The sequence below is a fragment of the Bacillus sp. AFS053548 genome, assembly GCF_002575105.1.
Lineage (GTDB): Bacteria > Bacillota > Bacilli > Bacillales > Bacillaceae_G > Gottfriedia.
This window is the reverse complement of record NZ_NUHI01000025.1, coordinates 129,259-149,686: the sequence shown is the minus strand read 5'-3', so window position 1 is coordinate 149,686 and position 20,428 is coordinate 129,259. Positions and strand designations below refer to the sequence as shown.

Here is a 20,428-nt window from a genome sequence, read left to right as displayed (position 1 = left end):
TTGTATCCGAATTTACGCCCTTGGAGTGTTATACCAAACGAAAGTAGCCTAACTAGGCAAAGTCGGACACGTGGAAAAGGGAAATAAACGAAATCTATAAAAATAATCGTTCTTATTGATTTTTATAAGTTTTTGGCAACGGTGAAATGATGGAAGGTAATTTGCATATTACAGGAGTATCTCTGACATTTTTATTAATTATTATTGCTATCGGAATATCCTATTATCAAAAACTTGGTGTTGAAAAAGACATTGGCGTTTCTTCAGTAAGGACCGTCATTCAATTAATGATAATGGGGTATGTACTTGAATACATACTGCAGATTGAGCATTTTTTAATTGTCATCATTATATTATTTTGTATGATTTTATTCGGTGCTTATACTTCGAGTAAAAGGTCACAACAAATTGAAGGAGCATTTTTTATTTCATTTATTAGTATTTTGCTAGGCGTCATGATTTCTTTAGGAGTCGTATTGATAGCAAACAAAATTGCGTTGAAGGCTCAGTATGTTATTCCGATTTCAAGTATGATTATTAGTACATCAATGAATGCCAATAGCTTAGCGTTAACAAGACTTAGGGCTGAAATTCAAGCAAGTAAAAATCAAATTGAAGCTGCATTATGCTTAGGGGCAACAACTAAACAAGCTTCAAATAATGTCATAAAAAATTCAATTAAAGCTGCCTTAATTCCATCAATTGATCGAGCTAAAACTGTAGGAATTGTTACTTTACCAGGCTCGATGACGGGAATGATCTTTGCTGGAATAAGTCCTTTATATGCGATCAAATATCAATTGCTTATAGAATGTATTTTAATTGGCGCAATTGCAATTAGTGTATTCTCCTCAACACTTCTATCCTATAGAAAATTCTTCACAAAAGACGATTCATTAAAATATGAAACGATAATAGAACAAGGATAAGGATAGAGGGAGAAGGGGTAAGTAAAAACTTTTCCTTCTCCCATTATGCTAAATATTATCCGATTACTCTTAATTGTACATCCATGTTTCCTCTAGTTGCTTTTGAATATGGACAAACGCCATGGGCTGCTTTAACTAGTTCTACAGCTACTTCTGTTGGAACACCTTGTACCTTTACATCAAGTTGAGCAGCTAATTTGAATCCTCCATCAGCAGGGTCTTTACCAATTGTTATGTTTGCAGTTACTGATGTAGATTCTAATTTAATTTTTTGCCTACGAGCTACTAAATTTAATGCACTGTCAAAGCAAGCTGAATAACCAGCGGCAAAAAGTTGTTCAGGATTTGTTGCTCCACCAGGACCGCCTAATTCCACTGGTGGTTTAAGTGATAAATTAATAAAATCATCTGATGAAATAACTCTTCCGTCACGTCCACCTGTTGCAGTTGCTGTAGCAGTATATAATTTTTCCATTACATTCTCTCCTTAATATAAATTATCTATTTTTTATCCTCATTAGCAGATTGAATTTTCTTTAATAAAGCTTTTGTCTGATTTAATACTGTTAAAAGTTCCTCTTTAGTGGTATTACTTTCCTTTAAAAATTTCTCAGGTATACAGAAAGCTTTTTCTTTTAATTTAGTACCTTCTTCAGTTAGTGTAATAAATACTTTTCTCTCGTCACTTGAATCACGTTTACGTAAAATTAGTCCCGCAGATTCCATCCTTTTAAGCATTGGTGTAAGCGTACCTGAGTCTAAAAAAAGAGTCTCCCCAAGTTCTTTCACAGTTTGTTGGTCTTTTTCCCAAAGTGAGAGCAATGTAAGATATTGCGGGTACGTAATACCGATCTCATCTAAGATTGGACGATATAATTTAGTAATTTCTCGAGAACAAGCATAAATTGAAAAACATACCTGATTTTCAAGCAAAAGCTGATTTTCTTTATTCATTCGATCAACATCCTTACATATTAGTTGTGCACAATTTAATATGACACAATCATAATTGATGGGAAATAATTTTGCAAGCGATAATAACTATTATTTTTTACCAATTTATTTATTTTGATTAATAATTGAGTAGGTTTTAAGTGGAAAATAGTTTATTCACAATAAAAAAACCAGTCAATGTTTAATACATTAACTGGCTAAAACTAATTTTTTCTAGACCTAGAAATTAATGAAGTTATTTGTAGCATTGTGATTGGTAAGGATGTTTTTTTATGATACGCCAAAAACTTAGGCGTCCAAGAATTAACATATTTCTCTTTGAAGCTTCTTAAACCTTGAAAGTGATATAAGAATTGTCCATATTGATAAATTTGCGCTGCAATTTTTTCACTTGTAAATGAATACTTAGATAGACCCACGTTTGCTAAAGGTGTCATACCGACATTAAAATAATGAAAATTTCTGGACCTAAACCATTCAATTAAGTTAACAAACATAAAGTCCATAATTCCATTTGGAGCGTCAACTCTATGACGCATTAAATCAATTGAAATCGTATGCTCATTATAGTTTGGCATAATGGATGCAAAAGCAATCATTTTATTTTCATTGTTTTTAATAATAGCTACTGGCGCAAGTTTGATGTAATCCTCATCAAAATAGCCAAGTGAAAACCCTTTTTCTTTTCGCCCTTTCAACCACTCTTGTGATAATTCCTTTAATTCCGTAAAGAATTCATTTGAATAAGGTGGTTCAATCATTTGAAAACTATATTCTTCGCGTTCAAATTTATTGTAAAGTGCACGAATTCCTTTATTACGTTTTCCAGATAAAGTGAAAGTTGATATATCAGTAAATCCTTCTTCACCAAGTTTAAAGAAATCAAATCCGTTTTCATGTAAATAGGAAAGTGAATTTGAGTTTACTTGGTAGAAGACGAGTGTATATCCAAATTGATCGGCATAGTTTAATAATTCTTCAATAGCAGGATATAAACGAGATTTTTCACCAACCGGGTCACCTAAAATAACTAATTTGTCTGCATATGGCTGAAAAATAAATAATACTGTCTCATCTTGAGCCCAGAATAAGTATTTATCATGTAAAAAAACCAAATGTGAAAGTTCTGTACCACCATACTTATTAAAATGTTCTTTTATTTTTTCTTCTTCAGCTTTTGTATTTATAAATTCAAATTGTTTTCTTTTAACTTTAAAAAATGCGATATAAAAAAATAGTAAAGCAGCTGCAAAACCAAGAACTGCACTAATCACGATATCTCTCGAATTAACAAGTATATAAGGTAAATATTTAGCAGGTATTTTGACATTTGTTTGAGGTAGATTGATATAAGCAATAAGTAAATAACTACCTAAAAAGAAGAATAAAATAAAATTATCGACAATAAGCTTACCCCAAGTTAAAACGAAGCTTTCTCTATAAAATTGTTTCTTTGAAATAAATAATATAAAAGCAACTGCTAATACAAAAAGAGCTTCTTCATAATCTAATCCTTTTGAATAGGTTGTAACTGCCCCAACAATTAGCATGAAAAGTGTAATATACCATGCTCTTTTATCTTTATAATCAATTCCACGAGAGAGTCCTAGCAAAGTAAAGCCTGCTGTAACCGAAATTAAATGTGAAATATTAATAATTGTCGAAGGTAAAATTAAATTTAAAAGACTAATTCTCAAAAGCATGCTTGGTACAGCAGCAGAAACTAATAGAATAACGCCAGATAAAAATATTAAAATCGTTAAAAGTTTATGCCCCAAATAAGTTGATATTTGATTTGGAATATTATTAAATGATTGATTTATTTTATTCCATAATAATTTAAGAGCTAAAATAATACCGCAAGCAAACGGGAAAAAGAAATAACTGAAACGATAAATCAATAAAACAAGAAGTGTCGTTTCCTTATCGATTCCAAAGTATGTAAAACCTAATAGGAAAATAAAATCAAAAGATCCAAGACCGCCTGGAATCATACTTAAAAGTGCTGCAACAGACGCGACTAAAAAAACAGGTAATACTTCTATGATTGAAATGTCGATATGTAAAAATAAACAAATGAAGTAAATGAATAATAAAATAAAAGACCATTCACATAAGGAAATGACAACCAGTGAAAGCATATATTTTGCGGAAAAATTCTCCGAGAAAAAATTACGTTTTAAATAAACGACTAAAAACATTACCGGGAAATAACAAATTGCAATGATGATAGCGATATATAAATACTTATATTCATTTAAAAATGATAAATCGAAAATTCCAGTAAATAAAACTAAGCTCAATATCGATAATCCAGAAAGTAAGAATATCGTTACACTACTCACTGCTTTAACAATTTCGGGTCCGGTGCGATCTTTTCGATAAAATAGAGTTCGAATGGTAGTACCTGCAACCCCACCAAGACCAATTAGGTTTGAGGAAGTATTCGCAAGCCATGCTACCATTAATATTTTTCGAAAACTGAAATCTAATTTTAATAGTCTTACAAGTACGAAGTCATATAAAAACATTGGAGATACTGCTAAAATTCCTAATGCAAAAATCAAAAAGTACTGTATTAATGTAAGGGACTCCATATAGTTAAAGAACATTTTAAAGTCGAAGTTTAAAAGCACGTTTTTTCCAACGAATATAAATGTAACTAGTAATATTGAAATGAAAAATAGTTTAAATAAACCTACTTTACTAATCCGAATCTTATTCATAAGACACTCCTGAAGTTATTATTCAACAATTAAAATAATAGTTATTAGCTTTAGTATTCCATATTATTCCACTATTTAACAAGAAGAATATTAACAGGTCCTAGAAAATTTAATAACTTATTATTTTGGAGATGAAAAGTTAATTAGATTTTAATTTTCAAGACTATTTTGTGATTAATATTAATGAAAAAAAGACTTAGGTTTCCACTCGTTTTCTATGTAGCGAGGCCTAAGACACTTCCATTTTCCATTGGAGTCGGGGGATTAAAGTTCAATTATGAGAGGACTATTTTATGATTTATTGAATATCTATAAATGAAAATATTAATTGGGTTCAATAAAAAAAGGAAGACCTTTTATTTGGAAGAGAAAAAAATACTAAATTCTCTTGAAGAATATTTAAATGATCAAAAGAAAATGTTAAATAATGATGGAGCCATCCAACACAATTTTTTTCTAGATGACTTTATAGCTGAATAAGAGTGTATTCGATGATGCTTGCATTGTATAAATTGAAAGGAAATATGTAAAGAATAAAATGTAAACTCAATTAAAGAGAGTAAGAATGAAGTATTTTAATTTAAAATAAATTTGATAGCAATATTACGGAACTTTTTCAAGGGGGAATTATAATTGAATATAACAAATGTTTTAATTATCCTTGGATTCATTTTTTTTGCCTTAATACTTTTAATTTTAATAATAGGTGCACTATATTTGTTTTTTATAGATCGAAGACAGAAGCAGCATCCAATACTCCGTAATTACCCAGTAATAGGACGAGTTAGGTACTTCTTAGAAACGATTGGACCTGAGTTACGTCAGTATTTATTTAACAATGACTTAGAAGGTAAACCTTTTTCTAGAGAAGAATATGAGCACATTGTCAAAAAAGCAAAATATAAACGAGATGTCCTTGGGTTTGGGTCTAAAAGAGACTTTGAAGAAAAAGGATATTATATTAGAAATTCGATGTTTCCAAAACTGTCAGAAGAATTAAAAATGGGCCAGCAAATAAACGTAACAACAAACCGATATTTATTGATTAAAGAGCCTTTATTTACACAGAAGGAAGAAAGATTAGAGAAGAATGATTCACTTGCATTTTTATTAGATGATAGTGATGCAATTGTGATAGGTAAAAACACGAAGTATCCTTTTATTGTAAAAGGCCAGATTGGTATGTCTGCTATGAGCTATGGATCCTTAGGTGAAAAGGCTATTACTGCACTTTCAGAGGGATTAGCAATTGCGAAAGGGACATGGATGAATACAGGTGAGGGTGGTCTGTCTGAATACCATCTAAAGGGTGGCGTTGATATTATCATGCAAATTGGCCCAGGGTTATTCGGGGTTAGAGATAAAGAGGGGAATTTTAATTGGGATGCCTTGATAGAAAAAAGTAAAATTCCCGAAGTGAAAGCTTTTGAACTTAAATTAGCTCAAGGTGCCAAAACACGTGGTGGGCATATTGATGGGGAAAAGGTAACAGAGGAAATTGCAAGAATAAGAATGGTAGAACCGTTTAAATCCATTGATAGTCCTAATCGTTTTCGAGAGTTTCAGGACTTTCCTTCGTTGTTTGACTTTATGGAACAAATTCGAGAACAAACTGGAAAACCAGTAGGAATGAAAGTGGTTATTGGAAGTGGTCACGAAGCTGATGAATTAGCAAAACATATAAAAAGTACTGGGAAGGGCCCTGACTTTATTACTGTAGACGGTGGTGAAGGGGGAACTGGTGCCACATACCAGGAACTGGCGGATAGTGTAGGGTTGCCAATTAAATCTGCATTACCTTTAATGGATCATGCTTTAAGAAAATATGGCGTACGTGATCAAGTTAAAATAATAGCTTCAGGAAAATTATTTTCGCCAGATCGAGTAGCAATTGCATTGGCAATGGGGGCTGACCTTGTTAATATCGCAAGAGGATTTATGATTACGATTGGTTGTATTCAAGCATTAAAATGCCACTCCAATGCATGTCCAGTCGGTGTGGCCACAACAGATCCTGATTTACAAAAAGCCCTTGTCATTGATGAAAAAAAATATCGAACAGCAAATTACCTAATTTCAATGCGTGAAGGTTTATTTCGGTTAGCTGCCGCTGCAGGTTTGGATTCTCCTGCCCACTTTCAAAGTGAACATGTCATTTATAAAGATGAAAAAGGGAAAGTGTGGTCACTAAAGGAAATTTATCAATCATTGGTAGAAAAAGTAGATTAAAAATAGTACCTTTACTTTACGTTTTTTCGCCACTAGACCGGACTTTAAAGAGAGACTACTTTAGGTAGTCTTTTTGTGTGATGTATAGTCGCATAGGGTAAGGAGTCACCATATAAAAGTATATTAGCAATTGTTATGACTGTGATGTTCACCTAAAAATTTTTAAGCCATGCTTATAGCCTATTCCGCAAACTCCCTAATCTACATATATTATAAAGATTTGAAAGCCCAAGATTGCATAATACGTTATTAAAAAGGGAGGAACGTTAATATGAATTTCTACAACCACGTACCTTATAATCACAATGATTATTATAGAAATCCACAGCAAGCTGTAAATCCACAACAAATTCTAACAGTAATAAACCCAGCTGTTAGCCATGGATTAAAAGAAGCACAACACCTTGGCTATCAACATGCATTAACAGAAGCAGTTGCTATAGGTTATTTGATGGGAAAAGGTTACGACTATAATACTGCTTGGAAAACTGTTGAATCTTGGTGGAGACCACCGGGAACACCTACACCTACTCCATATTAAAAGTCAAAAAGTTATTTGAATAGGATCATAGCTAAAGAGAATTTTTGAGGAATCATTAATTTAGGAGATTCCTTTTTTGTGTTTGTGAATCTATTATAAATCGGTATAGGGAAAACAAAATTTAGTAGAACAGTATTGATAAAATTCATTTTTTATATTTATAAACGATTTTAAATGTTAAAGAGTTTCAACAATTATAATATACCAACAAACTATAGTAATTGTTTTTTTCGACTAAAAATATTAAGAGCAAATTTTAGATAAATCGTTTTAAATGATTAGTTTATAAGTTGATGTTGAATCTCAATTGACTTAAAAATTGATTATTAAACTGTTACACTAAGTAAAGAATATTTAATTAGGTTTTTATCATAAACTTTTGTTGATGAATTAGTTGATTGGAATGGAGGGATGCTCGACTCTTATGGGATATGCGGGAAGGCTAAAGAATCTCGCCCCANNCCATGGAAAGCGAGCATCCTGTAATGGAAATCAACATCACTCTACTCCTTTTACGAAAATTTGATAATTATAATTGACAAGATTGTTTTTCAACAGCGTGAAAAAAATCGACTGCAAAGTCGATTTTTTAATTGAGAAAAATGGTAGGTATTTTGAAGAAGGTATTTGTTAACGAATATTGAATGATTAGTTACATATGCAAAAAATGTAAAATTTTAGATTTAAGTGAATACAAAGGAGGAATCTACCCTGAACGAACTTGAACTGATTAATACATACAAAAACGAGCTTCAAAATTACTCTTTGGAACAGTTAAGGTATAAATCTGAAGAAGCGGTTTGGTCTATTGGTCAAATGTATGACCATTTAATCATTTGTGCCAATGAATATCTAGATTGCATGGAAACCTGTGCCAAATTAAATGATGAACAACCCCTTGGAAAAACGGAATTTGGTGAGCAGTTATATAAAATTGGGGGATTTCCACCAATTAAAATTAGATTGCCAGATGAACTAAATGACCCACCTAATAATTCAGATAGTAAGGACGAGCTTATCAGCAGAATTAATCAAGTAATTCTAAGGTTGAGCCAATGGGAATCGAAAGTGGACCTTATCAACCCAAATTATAAAGTCCAGCATGGAGGGTTCGGATGGCTAAATGCAAGGGAATGGTATGATTTGGTTTATATGCATTTTCGTCATCACTTGCGCCAAAAAAGTGAGCTAGAACATAGGCTTGTTAAGTGACGGGCATTAGATGTGACTTTAGAATGCATTCTTTAAACTAACCGATATGATATTTTTAATTTTACGAGGAAATAAGGAATCTAAATAGATAGAAATATAAATTAAACAAAAAGACAAATAATTATAGGGAGTAAACAATGAATAAAAATCGGTTGGAAGCTTTTAGTGACGGTGTACTTGCTATCATTATTACAATTATGGTCCTAGAAATTAGGATCCCTCACAGTCCAAATATACAAGACTTATTACAACTTTTCCCAACCTTTCTTAGTTATTTACTTAGTTTCATTTATGTAGGGATTTACTGGAACAACCATCATCATATGATACACACTTTACAAAAGGTAACAGGATCAATAATGTGGGCAAATCTACATTTGCTTTTCTGGTTATCCTTAATTCCTTTTGCATCTGGTTGGATGGGAGAAAACCATTATAAACCTTATCCGACAATGCTTTATGGTGTAATACTCTTAATGGCAGCAATAGCTTACTTCATATTACAAGGTATAATTATCCAAAAAGAGGGAAAGAATTCAAAGTTAAAACAAGCAGTAGGTAATGATTGGAAAGGAAAAGTTTCAGTGGTTTGTTACTTATCTGCAGTTTGCACGTCTTTGATCTGGCCTTGGTTCGCTCAAATAATTTATGTAATCGTTGCAATTATGTGGTTATTACCGGATCGACGAATAGAGAAGGTTATGCAAAGTAAGTAAACAAAAAGTGTTTTTTTATAAATTTATAAAAAAGTGAGGGAGTAGATTATGATGATAAAAGGTTTCGGGGGAATATTTTGGAGGACTAAAAATCTGGATGCTTTAAAAAAATGGTACAGTAAAGTGCTGAATGTTGAAATAGAAAATTGGAATGGGACTATTATTAAACCCGATTCTGAAAATGAAACGATCTTTTCTTTCTTTACGGAAGAAGACAATTATTTCCCAATAGAACAGCAAGTGATGTTAAATTTTCAAGTTTATAATCTAGACGAGACGATAAAGCATCTTGAGCAAGTTGGTGTACCTCTTGCAAAGGAAAAAGAGATTAGTGATTATGGTAAGTTTGCTTGGATTAAAGATCCTGAAGGTAGATTGGTAGAACTTTGGGAGAAATAACCTGCGCTAAGAAAGGGTTGCTGCGGCAATCCTTTTTTCTATTTGTACTAGTGGTATTTTAGTCTAACAAGGAATAAAAAGGATCTCTATAGAATATTAGTTTATTTAGTAACTTCGAGTTTAGAGATTACTCAAAGGAGAATAAACTATGTCAGACTTATTTATTTTTTTGCCACTATTAATTCTAATTTTAGTAATAGCTATAATTGTCTTCTTAATTAACAAATTTGCAAAGAAAAAGAATAAAAGCACAGGAAGAATTGTTGGTACCATCTTATTGATCTATGTCACTTTTAATTTAATAGTGGGGGTTATTACTTATTTTAGTTAACGATTACATACGTTAACTGTGAATTAGGGTTTTATAACAGAGATGGACTCATACCCTTTTTGAGTAAGTGATATTGAACAACTTGCTTTCTAAAAATCAACTAGGAAAAGATGATCATAATGGTCATTTATTGGCCCAGCATTTTTAATCAAAAGACATATTAGTTTCTTTAAGTAGTAAAATAGTTTACAATTTAGTAGTTGAATTGTAATTTAAGTAATATACATAAAATTAAATGACCATAGATCGCTGAGTTTTAGTTGAGTGTTTCTTCTATATATTAAGGACATTTCAATTTTGAAGCGGGGGAACCAATTTTTGTGCAATTGTACTTTGGGGTGAATCCTTTTTAGGTAGGGCTACTTTTTAGGTCCGAATCCGACAGCTAACCTCGTAGGCGTGTAGGGAGAAGGTTTCCAAAATGATGTCTTATTAAGGCACTGGAGATTTTCCTAGTGTCTTTTTTGCATTCAATTTTGATAAAGTAATTGGGGGTTATGTAGTGCTAGAAATGTATATATTTGGCGGGATTCTTATTTTAACTATGTTAATAGCAGTATTTATGACTCGTAAGGATTCTGTAGTAGATGATGAAAATGGAAAATATAGATGTGGAAAGTCTGGGAATAGAAAAAGAATCGTTAGAAAGAGAAAATCAGGTAAAGTCGTGAGAATAGATTGATTAGTATTGTAGAAGATCACGAATTTAAAATAGGTCGAAAAAATAGTTAAAATTTCCTTAAGAGAGTGGTCAATTAAGCCATTCTCTTTTTTATATACGTAAGTTTTGGTTTCATCAAAAATTGACAAGGAAACCCCCGTTTTCACGTGTGCAGGCCGTAGCTCCACGTTAAGGAAGGGCGGAATTGCCATCTGATATGGAATGTATTTTAATATACCATATTAAGTATCTGAGACTTTCCCCATTCTCTCTTTTATTTAACCTTCACTTATTTTTTATTTATAATAAAGTAAGTGAAAGGTGGTGGGAATAATGGTAACAATAACTGCTAAAATACAAATTTACGTTTCCGATAATCAGGCCGATAGTCTTAGAATTACTACCAACGCGTATCGTAAGGCTTGTAATTGGTTATCGAAAATTATTTTTGAAACAAAAAACCTAAATCAAGTAAATCTAAACAACTTGTATTACTTAGACCTGCGTAATCAATTCGGCTTGAAAAGTCAAATGGCTCAATCTGTAATGAAAACAGTTATTGCACGTTACAAATCGGCAAAGTCTAATGGACACGAATGGGCTTTGATTCAGTTCAAGCTCCCTGAATACGACCTAGTGTGGAATCGTGATTACTCGCTTACTCAAAAACAATTCAGTATAAATACAATAGATGGGCGTCTTAAACTTAATTATGAATGCAAGGCAATGAAGAAATACTTCAATGGCACATGGAAATTTGGAACCGCTAAGTTGGTATATAAATTCCAAAAGTGGTTTTTACACATTCCAATGACGAAAAATTTTACGGAATTGGATTTTGTAAATGTTAACAATATAGTCGGTATTGATTTAGGAATCAACTTCCTTGCCACTACTTACGATAGTCTAGGGAAAACTACCTTCTATAACGGACATGTTGTGAAACATAAACGTGGTAAATTTAAAGCAACTCGTAAGCAATTACAAGTAAAACAAACACCATCTGCTCGTAAGAAATTAAAACAAATTGGCTCAAGAGAAAACCGTTATGTTACTGATGTAAATCATCAAATTACAAAGGCACTCGTTGATAAATACCCTAAAGGGACGCTGTTTGTTTTAGAAAATCTAAGTGGTGTTCGTAATACGACAGAAAAAGTACGAGTAAAAGAACGTTATGTTACTGTATCATGGTCGTTCTACCAATTCCGTAAAATGCTTGAATATAAAGCTCAAATGAACGGACAAAAAGTAATTGTAATAGACCCGAAATATACTTCTCAAACTTGTCCGAAATGTGGACATATCAAGAAAACAAATCGAAATAAGAAATTACACACATTTTGCTGTGAAAACTGCCAATACAAATCAAATGATGACCGTATTGGAGCAATGAATCTACACCGTAAAGGGTTTGAACATATTGGTGTAGTTATTACATGAATATAATTCTTGTAGTAGGGGCGAAGTCAACCGTCCTTATATTCCACCATACTAAGGTAGGAGTTTTATGACGTACGGACTACTGGGAAGGAATAAGTGTATATGCTATCTACAAGGGTAGAAGCACTGTTAAAGTTTGGCAGTCACAAGCCTCTTCTTCAACTAGACCGTAGGGTCAGTAAGTCGTGGGTCGTTGATAATGAGTTTATATAATAAGTACATAATTATTTGTAAATGTAAGTAGGTGAATTTATTGAATCATGTAAAAGTATTAGTTGTCGATGATGATGCAAATATTCGGGAGTTAATCTCTATTTTTTTAAGTGGTGAAGGCTATACAGTTATTGAGGCTGAAAATGGTCAAGAAGCATTAACGTTGCTGGAAGAAAATAATATTCAAATAGCGGTAGTTGATGTGATGATGCCTGAAGTAGATGGATATGAGCTGACAAAAGAGGTTAAAAAGTATTATGATATTCCGATTTTAATGGTTACTGCAAAAGGTGAATCTCAGGATAAATTAAAGGGCTTTGATCTAGGGGTAGATGATTATGTTGTAAAGCCGTTTGATCCTTTGGAAATTGTAGCCCGCGTAAAAGCCCTATTAAGAAGATTTCAATTACTATCTGATAAAAATATCTTTGTAGGTAATTTAACGATTAATCAAGTTAAATATGAAATTACGGCGAATGATCAATCGATTACATTACCATTAAAGGAATTCGAATTATTGTTGAAGCTTGCAAGTCAAGCTGGAAGAATTTTTACGAGAAATGATTTGATTGAGCAAATATGGGGACTTGATTATGAAGGAGATGAACGCACAGTTGATGTGCATATAAAGAGAATACGAGAGCGTCTAAGAGAGTTAAAGGCTACAGTCGAAATCGTTACAATAAGAGGTTTAGGTTATAAATTAGAGGAAAATCACGCATGAAAAGCATGTATTCGAGATTGGTTTTAATCTTTATTTCAGTTATTTTATTGAGTTTAGTCATTACTTTTTTTATCGCTTCAAAATACTTTATAAAACATGTTGAAACAGAAGTACAAAGTGATTTAATTGATGTTGGAGAAAATTTTATTTCCATATATTCTAAACAAGATAATCAAAATGGGGTAGATGCGACCTTACAAATTCTTAGTAAAAATTTTTATATATCACTGTATGATGAGTCGGGTAAAATCGTTTTGAAAAATACAGCACTAAAAAAGAAGAATATAAAAAAAGATCAAGTATTAAATGTATTAAACAAAAGTGATGTTCAAACAAAAGGATATCTCATCGGTCTACCTTTTAAAAAAGATGGGCATCAATATGCTTTATTTATTCAGCCTAATATTGATCGTGGGTTCTTTAAAATGCGGAGAGTTTTATTTTTTAGTTTACTGACAACATTAATCATTGGATCAGTAACGTTTTTATTTGTTGCTAAGTTATTAGTAAAGCCAGTAAAAGAGCTAATTCGTGCTACAAAAGAACTGGCTAAAGGTAATTATGATGTTCAAGTAACGATTAAACGTAAGGATGAAATAGGATTACTTGCTTCAAACTTTAATTTGATGACGAATAAATTAAACAAGTTAGAAGAGATGAGAAGTGAATTTGTTTCAAATGTTTCGCATGAAATTCAATCACCGTTAACATCTATTAAGGGATTTGCAAAGGTTTTAAGAAATAAACAAATAACTGATGAGAAAAAGGAACATTATTTATCCATTATTGAGGCAGAGAGTGAACGTCTTTCTATGATGAGTGAAAGATTATTAAAGTTAGCTTCATTAGACTCTGAGCAACATCCATTCCAGCCTACGACCTATAAATTAGATGAACAAATTCGAAAAATTTTTTTGGCATTAGAGCCACATTGGGAAGGTAAAAAGCTTCAATTAGTTTTAAATTTGCCACAAACAGAAATAGTTGCAGATCGTTTACTACTTGAACAAGTTTGGATTAATTTACTTCAAAATGCGATTAAGTTCTCAAATATAGCTGGGTACATTAAAGTAGATATTTTGGAATTGGATCATACTATTCACGTCCTCATTAGCGATAATGGGCTAGGAATAAGTAAGGAAGATATTGAACGGATATTTGAACGTTTTTATCAAGCAGACCGTTCAAGAAATAAAAAAGGAACAGGGCTTGGTCTTTCGATTGTACAAAAAATTATGGAAATACATCATGGAAAAATAGAGGTTGAAAGTGTGGTTGGAAAGGGAACTAGCTTTACGATTATCCTACCGAGAAACTTGTAAAAATAAAAAGTTAAAATTATGTTCTTAATTGTTCATATTCTGTTCATATTGATTTGATAAACTAATCACGTATTAGAATTGTAACGAATCGAAAGGGGAAATAGATACATTATGTTTGCAGGCTTAACGAAATTAAGTTTGAAGAACACAATCTCAGTTATTATATTAAGTGTTCTAGTTTTAATAGGGGGAATTTATTCTGCCCAAAAAATACAAATTGAAACATTTCCTGATGTTTCATTTCCAGCTGTTGCAGTACAGGTAGTATACCCTGGTGCATCATCTGAGGATATAGAAACTGAGGTCACTAAACCAATCGAATCAGGTTTAATGAAGCTTGAAAACTATGATCAGTTAACAAGTACTTCAAGTGAAAATATGGCTTCAATCTTTTTGATTTATCCTTTTGGATCGGATATGGATAAAATTGAAAAAGACGTTGATAATGTAATCAATAAAACTAAGTTACCTGATAAAGCAGAAGCGACAGTTCAACGTATTGCGATGGATTCTGCTCCTATTTACCAGGTTGCGATTGCAAATAACGGACAAGTAAAAGATTTACAACAATCAATTGAAAAAGATTTACTTCCTCAAATTAAAAAAATCACTGGTGTAAGTGATGTAAGTCTTCAAGGAACAAAAGATGAAGAAATACAAATCGTTGTAGATAATAAAAAGGCTGAAGAAAAAGGGATTTCTTTAGACACTATTAAAACGGCGATTCAAGGTCTAGATTATGCAGTGCCATTAGGATCTGTTGAGAATAATGGAAAAACAGTTTCTGTTCGAATGAAAGGTACGTTAAACTCAGTCGATCAAATCAAAAATACAGTTTTATCTAGTGCAGCTGTACAGGGTACACAAATGGGTACGATGACCCAAGGAGCACAACTAGGTAGAGGTGCAGGACAAGCACAAACAGTTACGCCAAAAAATGTTACTGTTGCTGATATTGCAGATGTAAAAGTAGTTTCGGTTCAAGACCAAATTTCTAGATATAACGGTAAAGAAAGTTATATTTTATCTGTTTCTCAAACACAAGATTCAAATACAGCGGATGTAGCAACAGCTGTTAAAAAAGAAATTAAATCATTCAAGAAAGACAATAATGTAGAAACGCATGTCATTATGGATAACGGTAAAGAAATCGAGAAATCCGTTAGTTCTTTAATTAAAGAAGGTCTACTAGGTGCGTTATTTACAGTAGTCGTTATTCTGTTATTCTTAAGAAATATTAGAGCGACATTAATTTCAATTTTATCTTTACCAATTTCAATCTTTGCAACAATATCAGTATTAAATTCACTAGGTTATACATTAAACATTATGACTCTAGGTGGTCTAGTTGTTGCGATTGGACGTATTGTTGATGATAGTATCGTTGTAATTGAAAATATATACAGATGGAAACAACAAAAAAATAATCAATATAAGAGAAAAGAAATGGCATTATATGCAACTAAGGAAGTAATTGGTGCCATTGCATCATCTACATTTGCGACTGTAGTAGTATTTTTACCTTTAGCATTTGTAAGTGGTATTATTGGTGAATTCTTTAGACCATTTGCTATTTCAGTAGTAGTTTCTATTTTAACTTCTCTAATTGTTGCGATCATTTTAATTCCAACATTAGGAGCAAAATTCTTATCTAAACCATTAAAAGAGCATAGTAATGATACGCGTTTTATGAGAGGTTACGAAAAGTTACTTCGTTCGGCACTAAAACGTAAATGGATTGTTATCTTATTATCAATCGTTTTATTAGCTGGTTCATTATCGATGATTCCTTTATTAGGATTCTCATTCTTACCAGGTAGTGTAAATAAAACACTTCAAGTTACAGCAACTCTTCCATCAAATAGTACTGTGGACCAATCAAATGTAGTTGCAAAAGAATTAGAAAAATACTTTGCAGATTCAGACCTAATTGACAGTGTACAAGCTACTGTTGGTGGTAAACGTGATTTTATGATGAATATGGATGGTGGCAAAAATAAAGCGATCTTCCAAATCAATCTAAAAGATGGAAAGAACATGGATAAAGAACTTTCAAAAATCAACAAAGAAGTTCCTTCTATTGTTGACGCGAAAGTAAAAGGTACAACAATCACAGCAAAAGAACTTTCTCAAAATGGTCCTCCAACAGGGAACAATATTGAAGTAAATTTATATTCTGCTAACTTTAATGATTTAAAAGAAGCAGCATCAAAAATTGAAAAAGAATTAAATAGTGATGATCGTCTAAAAAATGTTTCTAATAATTTAAAAGATGTACAACCTAAATTAGAAATTACATTAAACGATAAAGCACACGATGAAAATATTTCAATGTTCCAAGTTATGGGAGCTATTAATGAAAAAATTAACGACGTTGAAATCGGTGATTACGATTTAAACGGAGAAACAAATAAGCTTACTGTAGGTTATAAAAATAAAGCAACTTCAAAAGAAGATATTGAAAAAATTAAATTTATGACTGCAACAGGTCCAAAAGAAATTAAAGACTATGTAACAATTTCTCAAAAGGATGCACCAGTTTCAATCAACCATGATGATGGAAAAATGTTTGCATCAGTAAGTGCAGAAGTAAAAGGTAAAGACACTGCAGCAATTACAAAAGATGTAACAAGTCACATAAATAAAATTGATTTACCAAAAAGCGTCGATATGAAAATTGGCGGCGGTTTAGATATGATTACAGATGGATTCAGCAGTTTAGGAATAGCAATGGTAGTTGCTGTTGGATTAGTATTCTTAATCATGAGCATGACATTTGGTGGTTTAAGAACACCGTTTGTTATTTTAACATCATTAATCTTTGTACCAATCGGAGCTTTCTTAGCGTTATTTATTGGCAAACAAACACTATCAATGAGTGCAATGATCGGACTATTAATGTTGATCGGTATTGTTGTAACGAATGCGGTTGTATTATTAGACCGAGTTGAACATAACCGTAAAAATGGATTAGATGTAACTGACGCATTAATTGAAGCTTCAAAGACAAGATTACGTCCAATCTTAATGACAGCATTAGCGACAATCCTTGCATTAGTACCAATGGCCCTTTCAAATTCAACATCTGGCTTAATTTCGAAAGGATTAGCAGTAACTGTAATTGGTGGTTTAACAACTTCAACATTCTTAACACTAATCATCATTCCAGTTATTTATAAGTTAGTAAGCAAAAAGAAAAAGATTGAAGAATAAATGATGAAGAGTGCCTCACATAAATAGTGGGGCACACTTTTTTGTATTTAAAACAAAACTCTGTTAAATGAAAAACTAAAAAAGAGGCAGTCTAATTAGACAACCTTTAGGAAATACCTTACTATCTACTTCTACAGAACTCAAAACAAAAAAGAGCTTAGGAATAAACTCTACCTAAGCTCCTCTTATTATTTAGGTTCATAATCAAAATGTAATTCATTATTATCATTTACAATTACATTTAAATGATAATCTTTAAAATACCATAGATCCGTTTCGTTAATAAAATAGACTACGTTATCAATTGAAATAGATTCTCCGATATCCACTGGTTGTTCTTTAGTAACACCTAATGAATAGCCTTTATGAATTGTACTATTTCCACCGTATCGCGCGAAAAAACGAATTGTATCTCCTTCTTTTACATTCATCTCATCTTGAAACCATTTTAATGCATCTTCGGAAATTGTAATTTTCATTTTAACCGACCTTTCTTTATCTTATAAAAATATTATAGTATGAATGTGAAAAACTATACAGAAAAGTGATGTTAAGTGCAAAAAGTATAACTAAAATAAAGAAGAAAACCAACATTAGCTTGCAGGTTTTCTTCTATAATTGAAGTATTTTAAGACAGGCGTATCAGTCAAAACTATCCTATTTTTTGAAAAATGATAGTATGTTGTTTTTAAATAAAATAAATAGTGATATGACGACGAATCCATAATAGACGATTTGTTCAACTAGTGGGGTAGCATCGATAAAAGAGAAAAGACCTTCAGTGAATACTTTACCTCCAAAGAAAATTAATAGAATACCCAACAAAGTAAAAATCACTTTAATATTTAAATTAACTGTAGTTTTAATAAATAAATATGCGATTAAGACAGCTGCAATAATTCCTAGTAAAATAGAAATCATACCAACAAGGGCGATTGTATGTGCATTTGATAAAACAAACAGAACTAGCTCTAAGCCTTCGCGGATCACAAATACGCTTGCCATTAAAAATAGTGAAATACTGCTATCCATAATTTTAATTTCTGATTTTAGTTTATCTGAAATATTAATGCTACTTTGACTACTTAACCAGTAAATAAAATAGAAGATTAACAATGCTGCAATTAATTGGATTACACCTTCGATCGTATGTTCAACATTTCCATCTAGTTCACCAAATGTTGTAAATAAGAAAAATCCAGCAAAAATACTAACTACTACTCCAAGTATTGTTCCGTATACTACTGACTTAATTAAATGCTCTTTTTTACTCTGAATTAAAGTAATGAGTAAGTACCCGATTACTAATGAAACCTCAAGGCCTTCTCGTAAAGCTATTAAAAAATTAGCATTCAATTGACTATCATCCTCCCGATTATATTTAAATCTACTAACTAGACTATTCTTTACTAGTAGAAACGGACACTATTTTATTAATAAATAGGCATAATAAGTTATGTGGTAAAATTAATATAAAAAAATCCCAAAACGTGAATTTTAGAAGAGGAAAAAATGGAATCTTTTACAAGTAGAGCGATTGAAATTATTAAAAATATACCACCAGGAAAAGTAATGACATATGGACAAGTTGCAAAATTAGCAGGAAGTCCAAGAGGAGCTAGACAGGTTGTAAGAATCTTACACTCGATGGGCCAAAAATACCAATTGCCATGGCATAGAGTTATAAATGCTAAAGGTGAAATAGGGATCCAAGATGAAGAAGGATTTTTAAAGCAAAAGCGTTTGCTCCAAGACGAAGGGGTCAAATTTACGAGCGAGAGAACCATTAACTTGAAGGAATATCAAGTAAGTGTAGTTCTTGAGAAAGAAGATGTAGATTTAATTTAGGATGAAAGAAAAGGTGCATTCTAACTAAATAGATTTAGAATGAAATTGCTACTCAAAATTCATTAATAAATGGATTTTGGGTATTTTTTTCACTTTAAGAAATATGGTGAGTGCTCAATGTAGTAACTAATTCTATGAATAAAGTATAAGTGTAACTAAGTCTTTGTCTAAAAGAAAGTCAATCGACGAGTTTTCTTTATATGAAAATGCCAATAATTAAAACATTGTTACGCACAATATTGTTGTGAAATTGGACAAATGTTATGTCGAAAGTGTTATGCTTGAATGCTTTACAATGAAACATTGTTTTGTTATACTCGTGTCAGGAGGAATGTCATATGAGTGAAGAATTAATTTCCAAAAAAGATTTACTACAACTTACAGGCATATCGTACGGACAGCTTTATAGATGGAAAAGGAAAAACATCATTCCTGAAGAGTGGTTTATGAAAAAATCAAGCTTTACTGGACAGGAAACGTTTTTTCCAAAACAGAGAATTTTGGATCGGATTGAAAAAATAAAAGAGTTGAAGGATGATCAATCATTAGATGATATTGCTAGAGTGTTTTCAATCAATGAAGAAATCGTTTCTGATCGTGGGAATGCTACTTTATCTTTGGAGCAAATCCCTAAACAAGTCGTACAAATATATCAATCACTTTTTCCAAATACTAAATTAGAGCATTTAGGTACGGTTCAACTATGTTCATTACTTTTTGTAAACGAGTGGCTTTCAAATGGAAGTGTAACAATAGATGAAATAACGCAATTTTTAAATTTGGTTGAAACGCATAAAAACCAAATAAACATGGATGAAGCGACTGTCATTTATATTCGAAAATTTGGTATGGGTACATGGATTATTGGAAATCAACATGAAACGTTTGTTGATCAAAAGGATTCCATCTTAATCAATGTTACTCTCTCTAGCTATTTAAATAAATCGATTAAATAAATTATGGAGGA

General features: G+C 31.8%; 18 protein-coding genes and 1 riboswitch. Of the genes, 13 read left to right on the top strand and 5 right to left on the bottom strand.

What is annotated here, in order from left to right:
* The first annotated feature begins 149 nt into the window (after nt 1-149).
* The gene (locus CN946_RS13510) at nt 150-929 is read left to right on the top strand and encodes an ABC transporter permease (protein ID WP_176547323.1); all 780 of its coding nucleotides are present in this window, start codon (nt 150-152) and stop codon (nt 927-929) included.
* Nucleotides 930-984: 55 nt separating this feature from the next.
* Here CN946_RS13510 and CN946_RS13505 read toward each other — a convergent pair whose 3' ends face one another.
* From CN946_RS13505 to mprF, 3 genes are all read right to left on the bottom strand, one after another.
* Nucleotides 985-1,404, bottom strand: a complete 420-nt coding sequence (locus tag CN946_RS13505; protein ID WP_056471346.1) for an organic hydroperoxide resistance protein — start codon at nt 1,402-1,404, stop codon at nt 985-987.
* A 26-nt stretch (nt 1,405-1,430) separates the two neighbouring features.
* Nucleotides 1,431-1,883 (bottom strand): MarR family winged helix-turn-helix transcriptional regulator, encoded by a 453-nt coding sequence (locus tag CN946_RS13500; RefSeq protein WP_098861582.1) that lies wholly within the window; start codon nt 1,881-1,883, stop codon nt 1,431-1,433.
* 203 nt (nt 1,884-2,086) lie between these two features.
* Complete coding sequence (gene mprF / locus CN946_RS13495) at nt 2,087-4,609, bottom strand: bifunctional lysylphosphatidylglycerol flippase/synthetase MprF (RefSeq protein ID WP_098861581.1); 2,523 nt, start codon at nt 4,607-4,609, stop codon at nt 2,087-2,089.
* 633 nt (nt 4,610-5,242) lie between these two features.
* Here mprF and CN946_RS13490 point away from each other — a divergent pair.
* The 10 genes from CN946_RS13490 to CN946_RS13440 all read left to right on the top strand — a co-directional run bounded on the left by CN946_RS13490 (nt 5,243) and on the right by CN946_RS13440 (nt 17,613).
* Nucleotides 5,243-6,838, top strand: coding sequence for an FMN-binding glutamate synthase family protein (locus CN946_RS13490; RefSeq protein ID WP_098861580.1), 1,596 nt, complete (start codon nt 5,243-5,245; stop codon nt 6,836-6,838).
* A 271-nt stretch (nt 6,839-7,109) separates the two neighbouring features.
* Nucleotides 7,110-7,379 (top strand): hypothetical protein, encoded by a 270-nt coding sequence (locus tag CN946_RS13485; protein WP_098861579.1) that lies wholly within the window; start codon nt 7,110-7,112, stop codon nt 7,377-7,379.
* A gap of 687 nt (nt 7,380-8,066) precedes the next feature.
* Nucleotides 8,067-8,591, top strand: coding sequence for a DinB family protein (locus CN946_RS13480; protein WP_286133927.1), 525 nt, complete (start codon nt 8,067-8,069; stop codon nt 8,589-8,591).
* A gap of 137 nt (nt 8,592-8,728) precedes the next feature.
* A complete protein-coding gene (locus tag CN946_RS13475; RefSeq protein ID WP_098427259.1) occupies nt 8,729-9,307 on the top strand; it encodes a TMEM175 family protein in 579 nt (192 codons plus the stop codon).
* 51 nt (nt 9,308-9,358) lie between these two features.
* Entirely contained in the window at nt 9,359-9,706 is a 348-nt protein-coding gene (locus CN946_RS13470; protein ID WP_098427260.1) for a VOC family protein, read from the top strand.
* A 606-nt stretch (nt 9,707-10,312) separates the two neighbouring features.
* Nucleotides 10,313-10,451, top strand: a riboswitch (cyclic di-AMP (ydaO/yuaA leader).
* A gap of 88 nt (nt 10,452-10,539) precedes the next feature.
* Nucleotides 10,540-10,719, top strand: coding sequence for a hypothetical protein (locus CN946_RS13460; protein WP_098861577.1), 180 nt, complete (start codon nt 10,540-10,542; stop codon nt 10,717-10,719).
* A gap of 312 nt (nt 10,720-11,031) precedes the next feature.
* A complete protein-coding gene (locus CN946_RS13455) occupies nt 11,032-12,141 on the top strand; it encodes an RNA-guided endonuclease InsQ/TnpB family protein (protein WP_098861576.1) in 1,110 nt (369 codons plus the stop codon).
* A gap of 253 nt (nt 12,142-12,394) precedes the next feature.
* Nucleotides 12,395-13,078, top strand: coding sequence for a response regulator transcription factor (locus CN946_RS13450; RefSeq protein ID WP_098861575.1), 684 nt, complete (start codon nt 12,395-12,397; stop codon nt 13,076-13,078).
* Nucleotides 13,075-14,400, top strand: a complete 1,326-nt coding sequence (locus CN946_RS13445) for a sensor histidine kinase (RefSeq protein WP_098861574.1) — start codon at nt 13,075-13,077, stop codon at nt 14,398-14,400. The genes CN946_RS13450 and CN946_RS13445 overlap by 4 nt, the downstream gene beginning before the upstream one ends.
* A 111-nt stretch (nt 14,401-14,511) precedes the next feature.
* Complete coding sequence (locus tag CN946_RS13440) at nt 14,512-17,613, top strand: efflux RND transporter permease subunit (protein ID WP_098861573.1); 3,102 nt, start codon at nt 14,512-14,514, stop codon at nt 17,611-17,613.
* 188 nt (nt 17,614-17,801) lie between these two features.
* Here the strand turns inward: CN946_RS13440 and CN946_RS13435 are convergent, their stop codons facing one another.
* Both CN946_RS13435 and CN946_RS13430 read right to left on the bottom strand, forming a co-directional pair.
* Entirely contained in the window at nt 17,802-18,092 is a 291-nt protein-coding gene (locus CN946_RS13435; protein ID WP_098861572.1) for a HesB/YadR/YfhF family protein, read from the bottom strand.
* A gap of 178 nt (nt 18,093-18,270) precedes the next feature.
* The gene (locus CN946_RS13430) at nt 18,271-18,969 is read right to left on the bottom strand and encodes an FTR1 family protein (protein WP_098861571.1); all 699 of its coding nucleotides are present in this window, start codon (nt 18,967-18,969) and stop codon (nt 18,271-18,273) included.
* 156 nt (nt 18,970-19,125) lie between these two features.
* On the opposite strand from CN946_RS13430, the gene CN946_RS13425 reads away from it, so the two are divergent.
* Both CN946_RS13425 and CN946_RS13420 read left to right on the top strand, forming a co-directional pair.
* Entirely contained in the window at nt 19,126-19,461 is a 336-nt protein-coding gene (locus CN946_RS13425) for an MGMT family protein (protein WP_098861570.1), read from the top strand.
* 338 nt (nt 19,462-19,799) lie between these two features.
* On the top strand, nt 19,800-20,417 hold the full coding sequence (locus tag CN946_RS13420; RefSeq protein WP_098861569.1) for a DUF4004 family protein: 618 nt from the start codon (nt 19,800-19,802) through the stop codon (nt 20,415-20,417).
* The last annotated feature ends 11 nt before the right edge of the window (nt 20,418-20,428 follow it).

Coding starts and splice junctions, on each gene's coding strand:
- CN946_RS13445 (WP_098861574.1), top strand. CDS start 13,075: ATGAAAAGCATGTATTCGAGATTGGTTTTAATCTTTATTTCAGTTATT.
- CN946_RS13505 (WP_056471346.1), bottom strand. CDS start 1,404: ATGGAAAAATTATATACTGCTACAGCAACTGCAACAGGTGGACGTGAC.
- CN946_RS13425 (WP_098861570.1), top strand. CDS start 19,126: ATGGAATCTTTTACAAGTAGAGCGATTGAAATTATTAAAAATATACCA.
- CN946_RS13510 (WP_176547323.1), top strand. CDS start 150: ATGGAAGGTAATTTGCATATTACAGGAGTATCTCTGACATTTTTATTA.
- CN946_RS13470 (WP_098427260.1), top strand. CDS start 9,359: ATGATAAAAGGTTTCGGGGGAATATTTTGGAGGACTAAAAATCTGGAT.
- CN946_RS13475 (WP_098427259.1), top strand. CDS start 8,729: ATGAATAAAAATCGGTTGGAAGCTTTTAGTGACGGTGTACTTGCTATC.
- CN946_RS13420 (WP_098861569.1), top strand. CDS start 19,800: ATGAGTGAAGAATTAATTTCCAAAAAAGATTTACTACAACTTACAGGC.
- CN946_RS13500 (WP_098861582.1), bottom strand. CDS start 1,883: ATGAATAAAGAAAATCAGCTTTTGCTTGAAAATCAGGTATGTTTTTCA.
- CN946_RS13455 (WP_098861576.1), top strand. CDS start 11,032: ATGGTAACAATAACTGCTAAAATACAAATTTACGTTTCCGATAATCAG.
- CN946_RS13485 (WP_098861579.1), top strand. CDS start 7,110: ATGAATTTCTACAACCACGTACCTTATAATCACAATGATTATTATAGA.
- CN946_RS13435 (WP_098861572.1), bottom strand. CDS start 18,092: ATGAAAATTACAATTTCCGAAGATGCATTAAAATGGTTTCAAGATGAG.
- mprF (WP_098861581.1), bottom strand. CDS start 4,609: ATGAATAAGATTCGGATTAGTAAAGTAGGTTTATTTAAACTATTTTTC.
- CN946_RS13440 (WP_098861573.1), top strand. CDS start 14,512: ATGTTTGCAGGCTTAACGAAATTAAGTTTGAAGAACACAATCTCAGTT.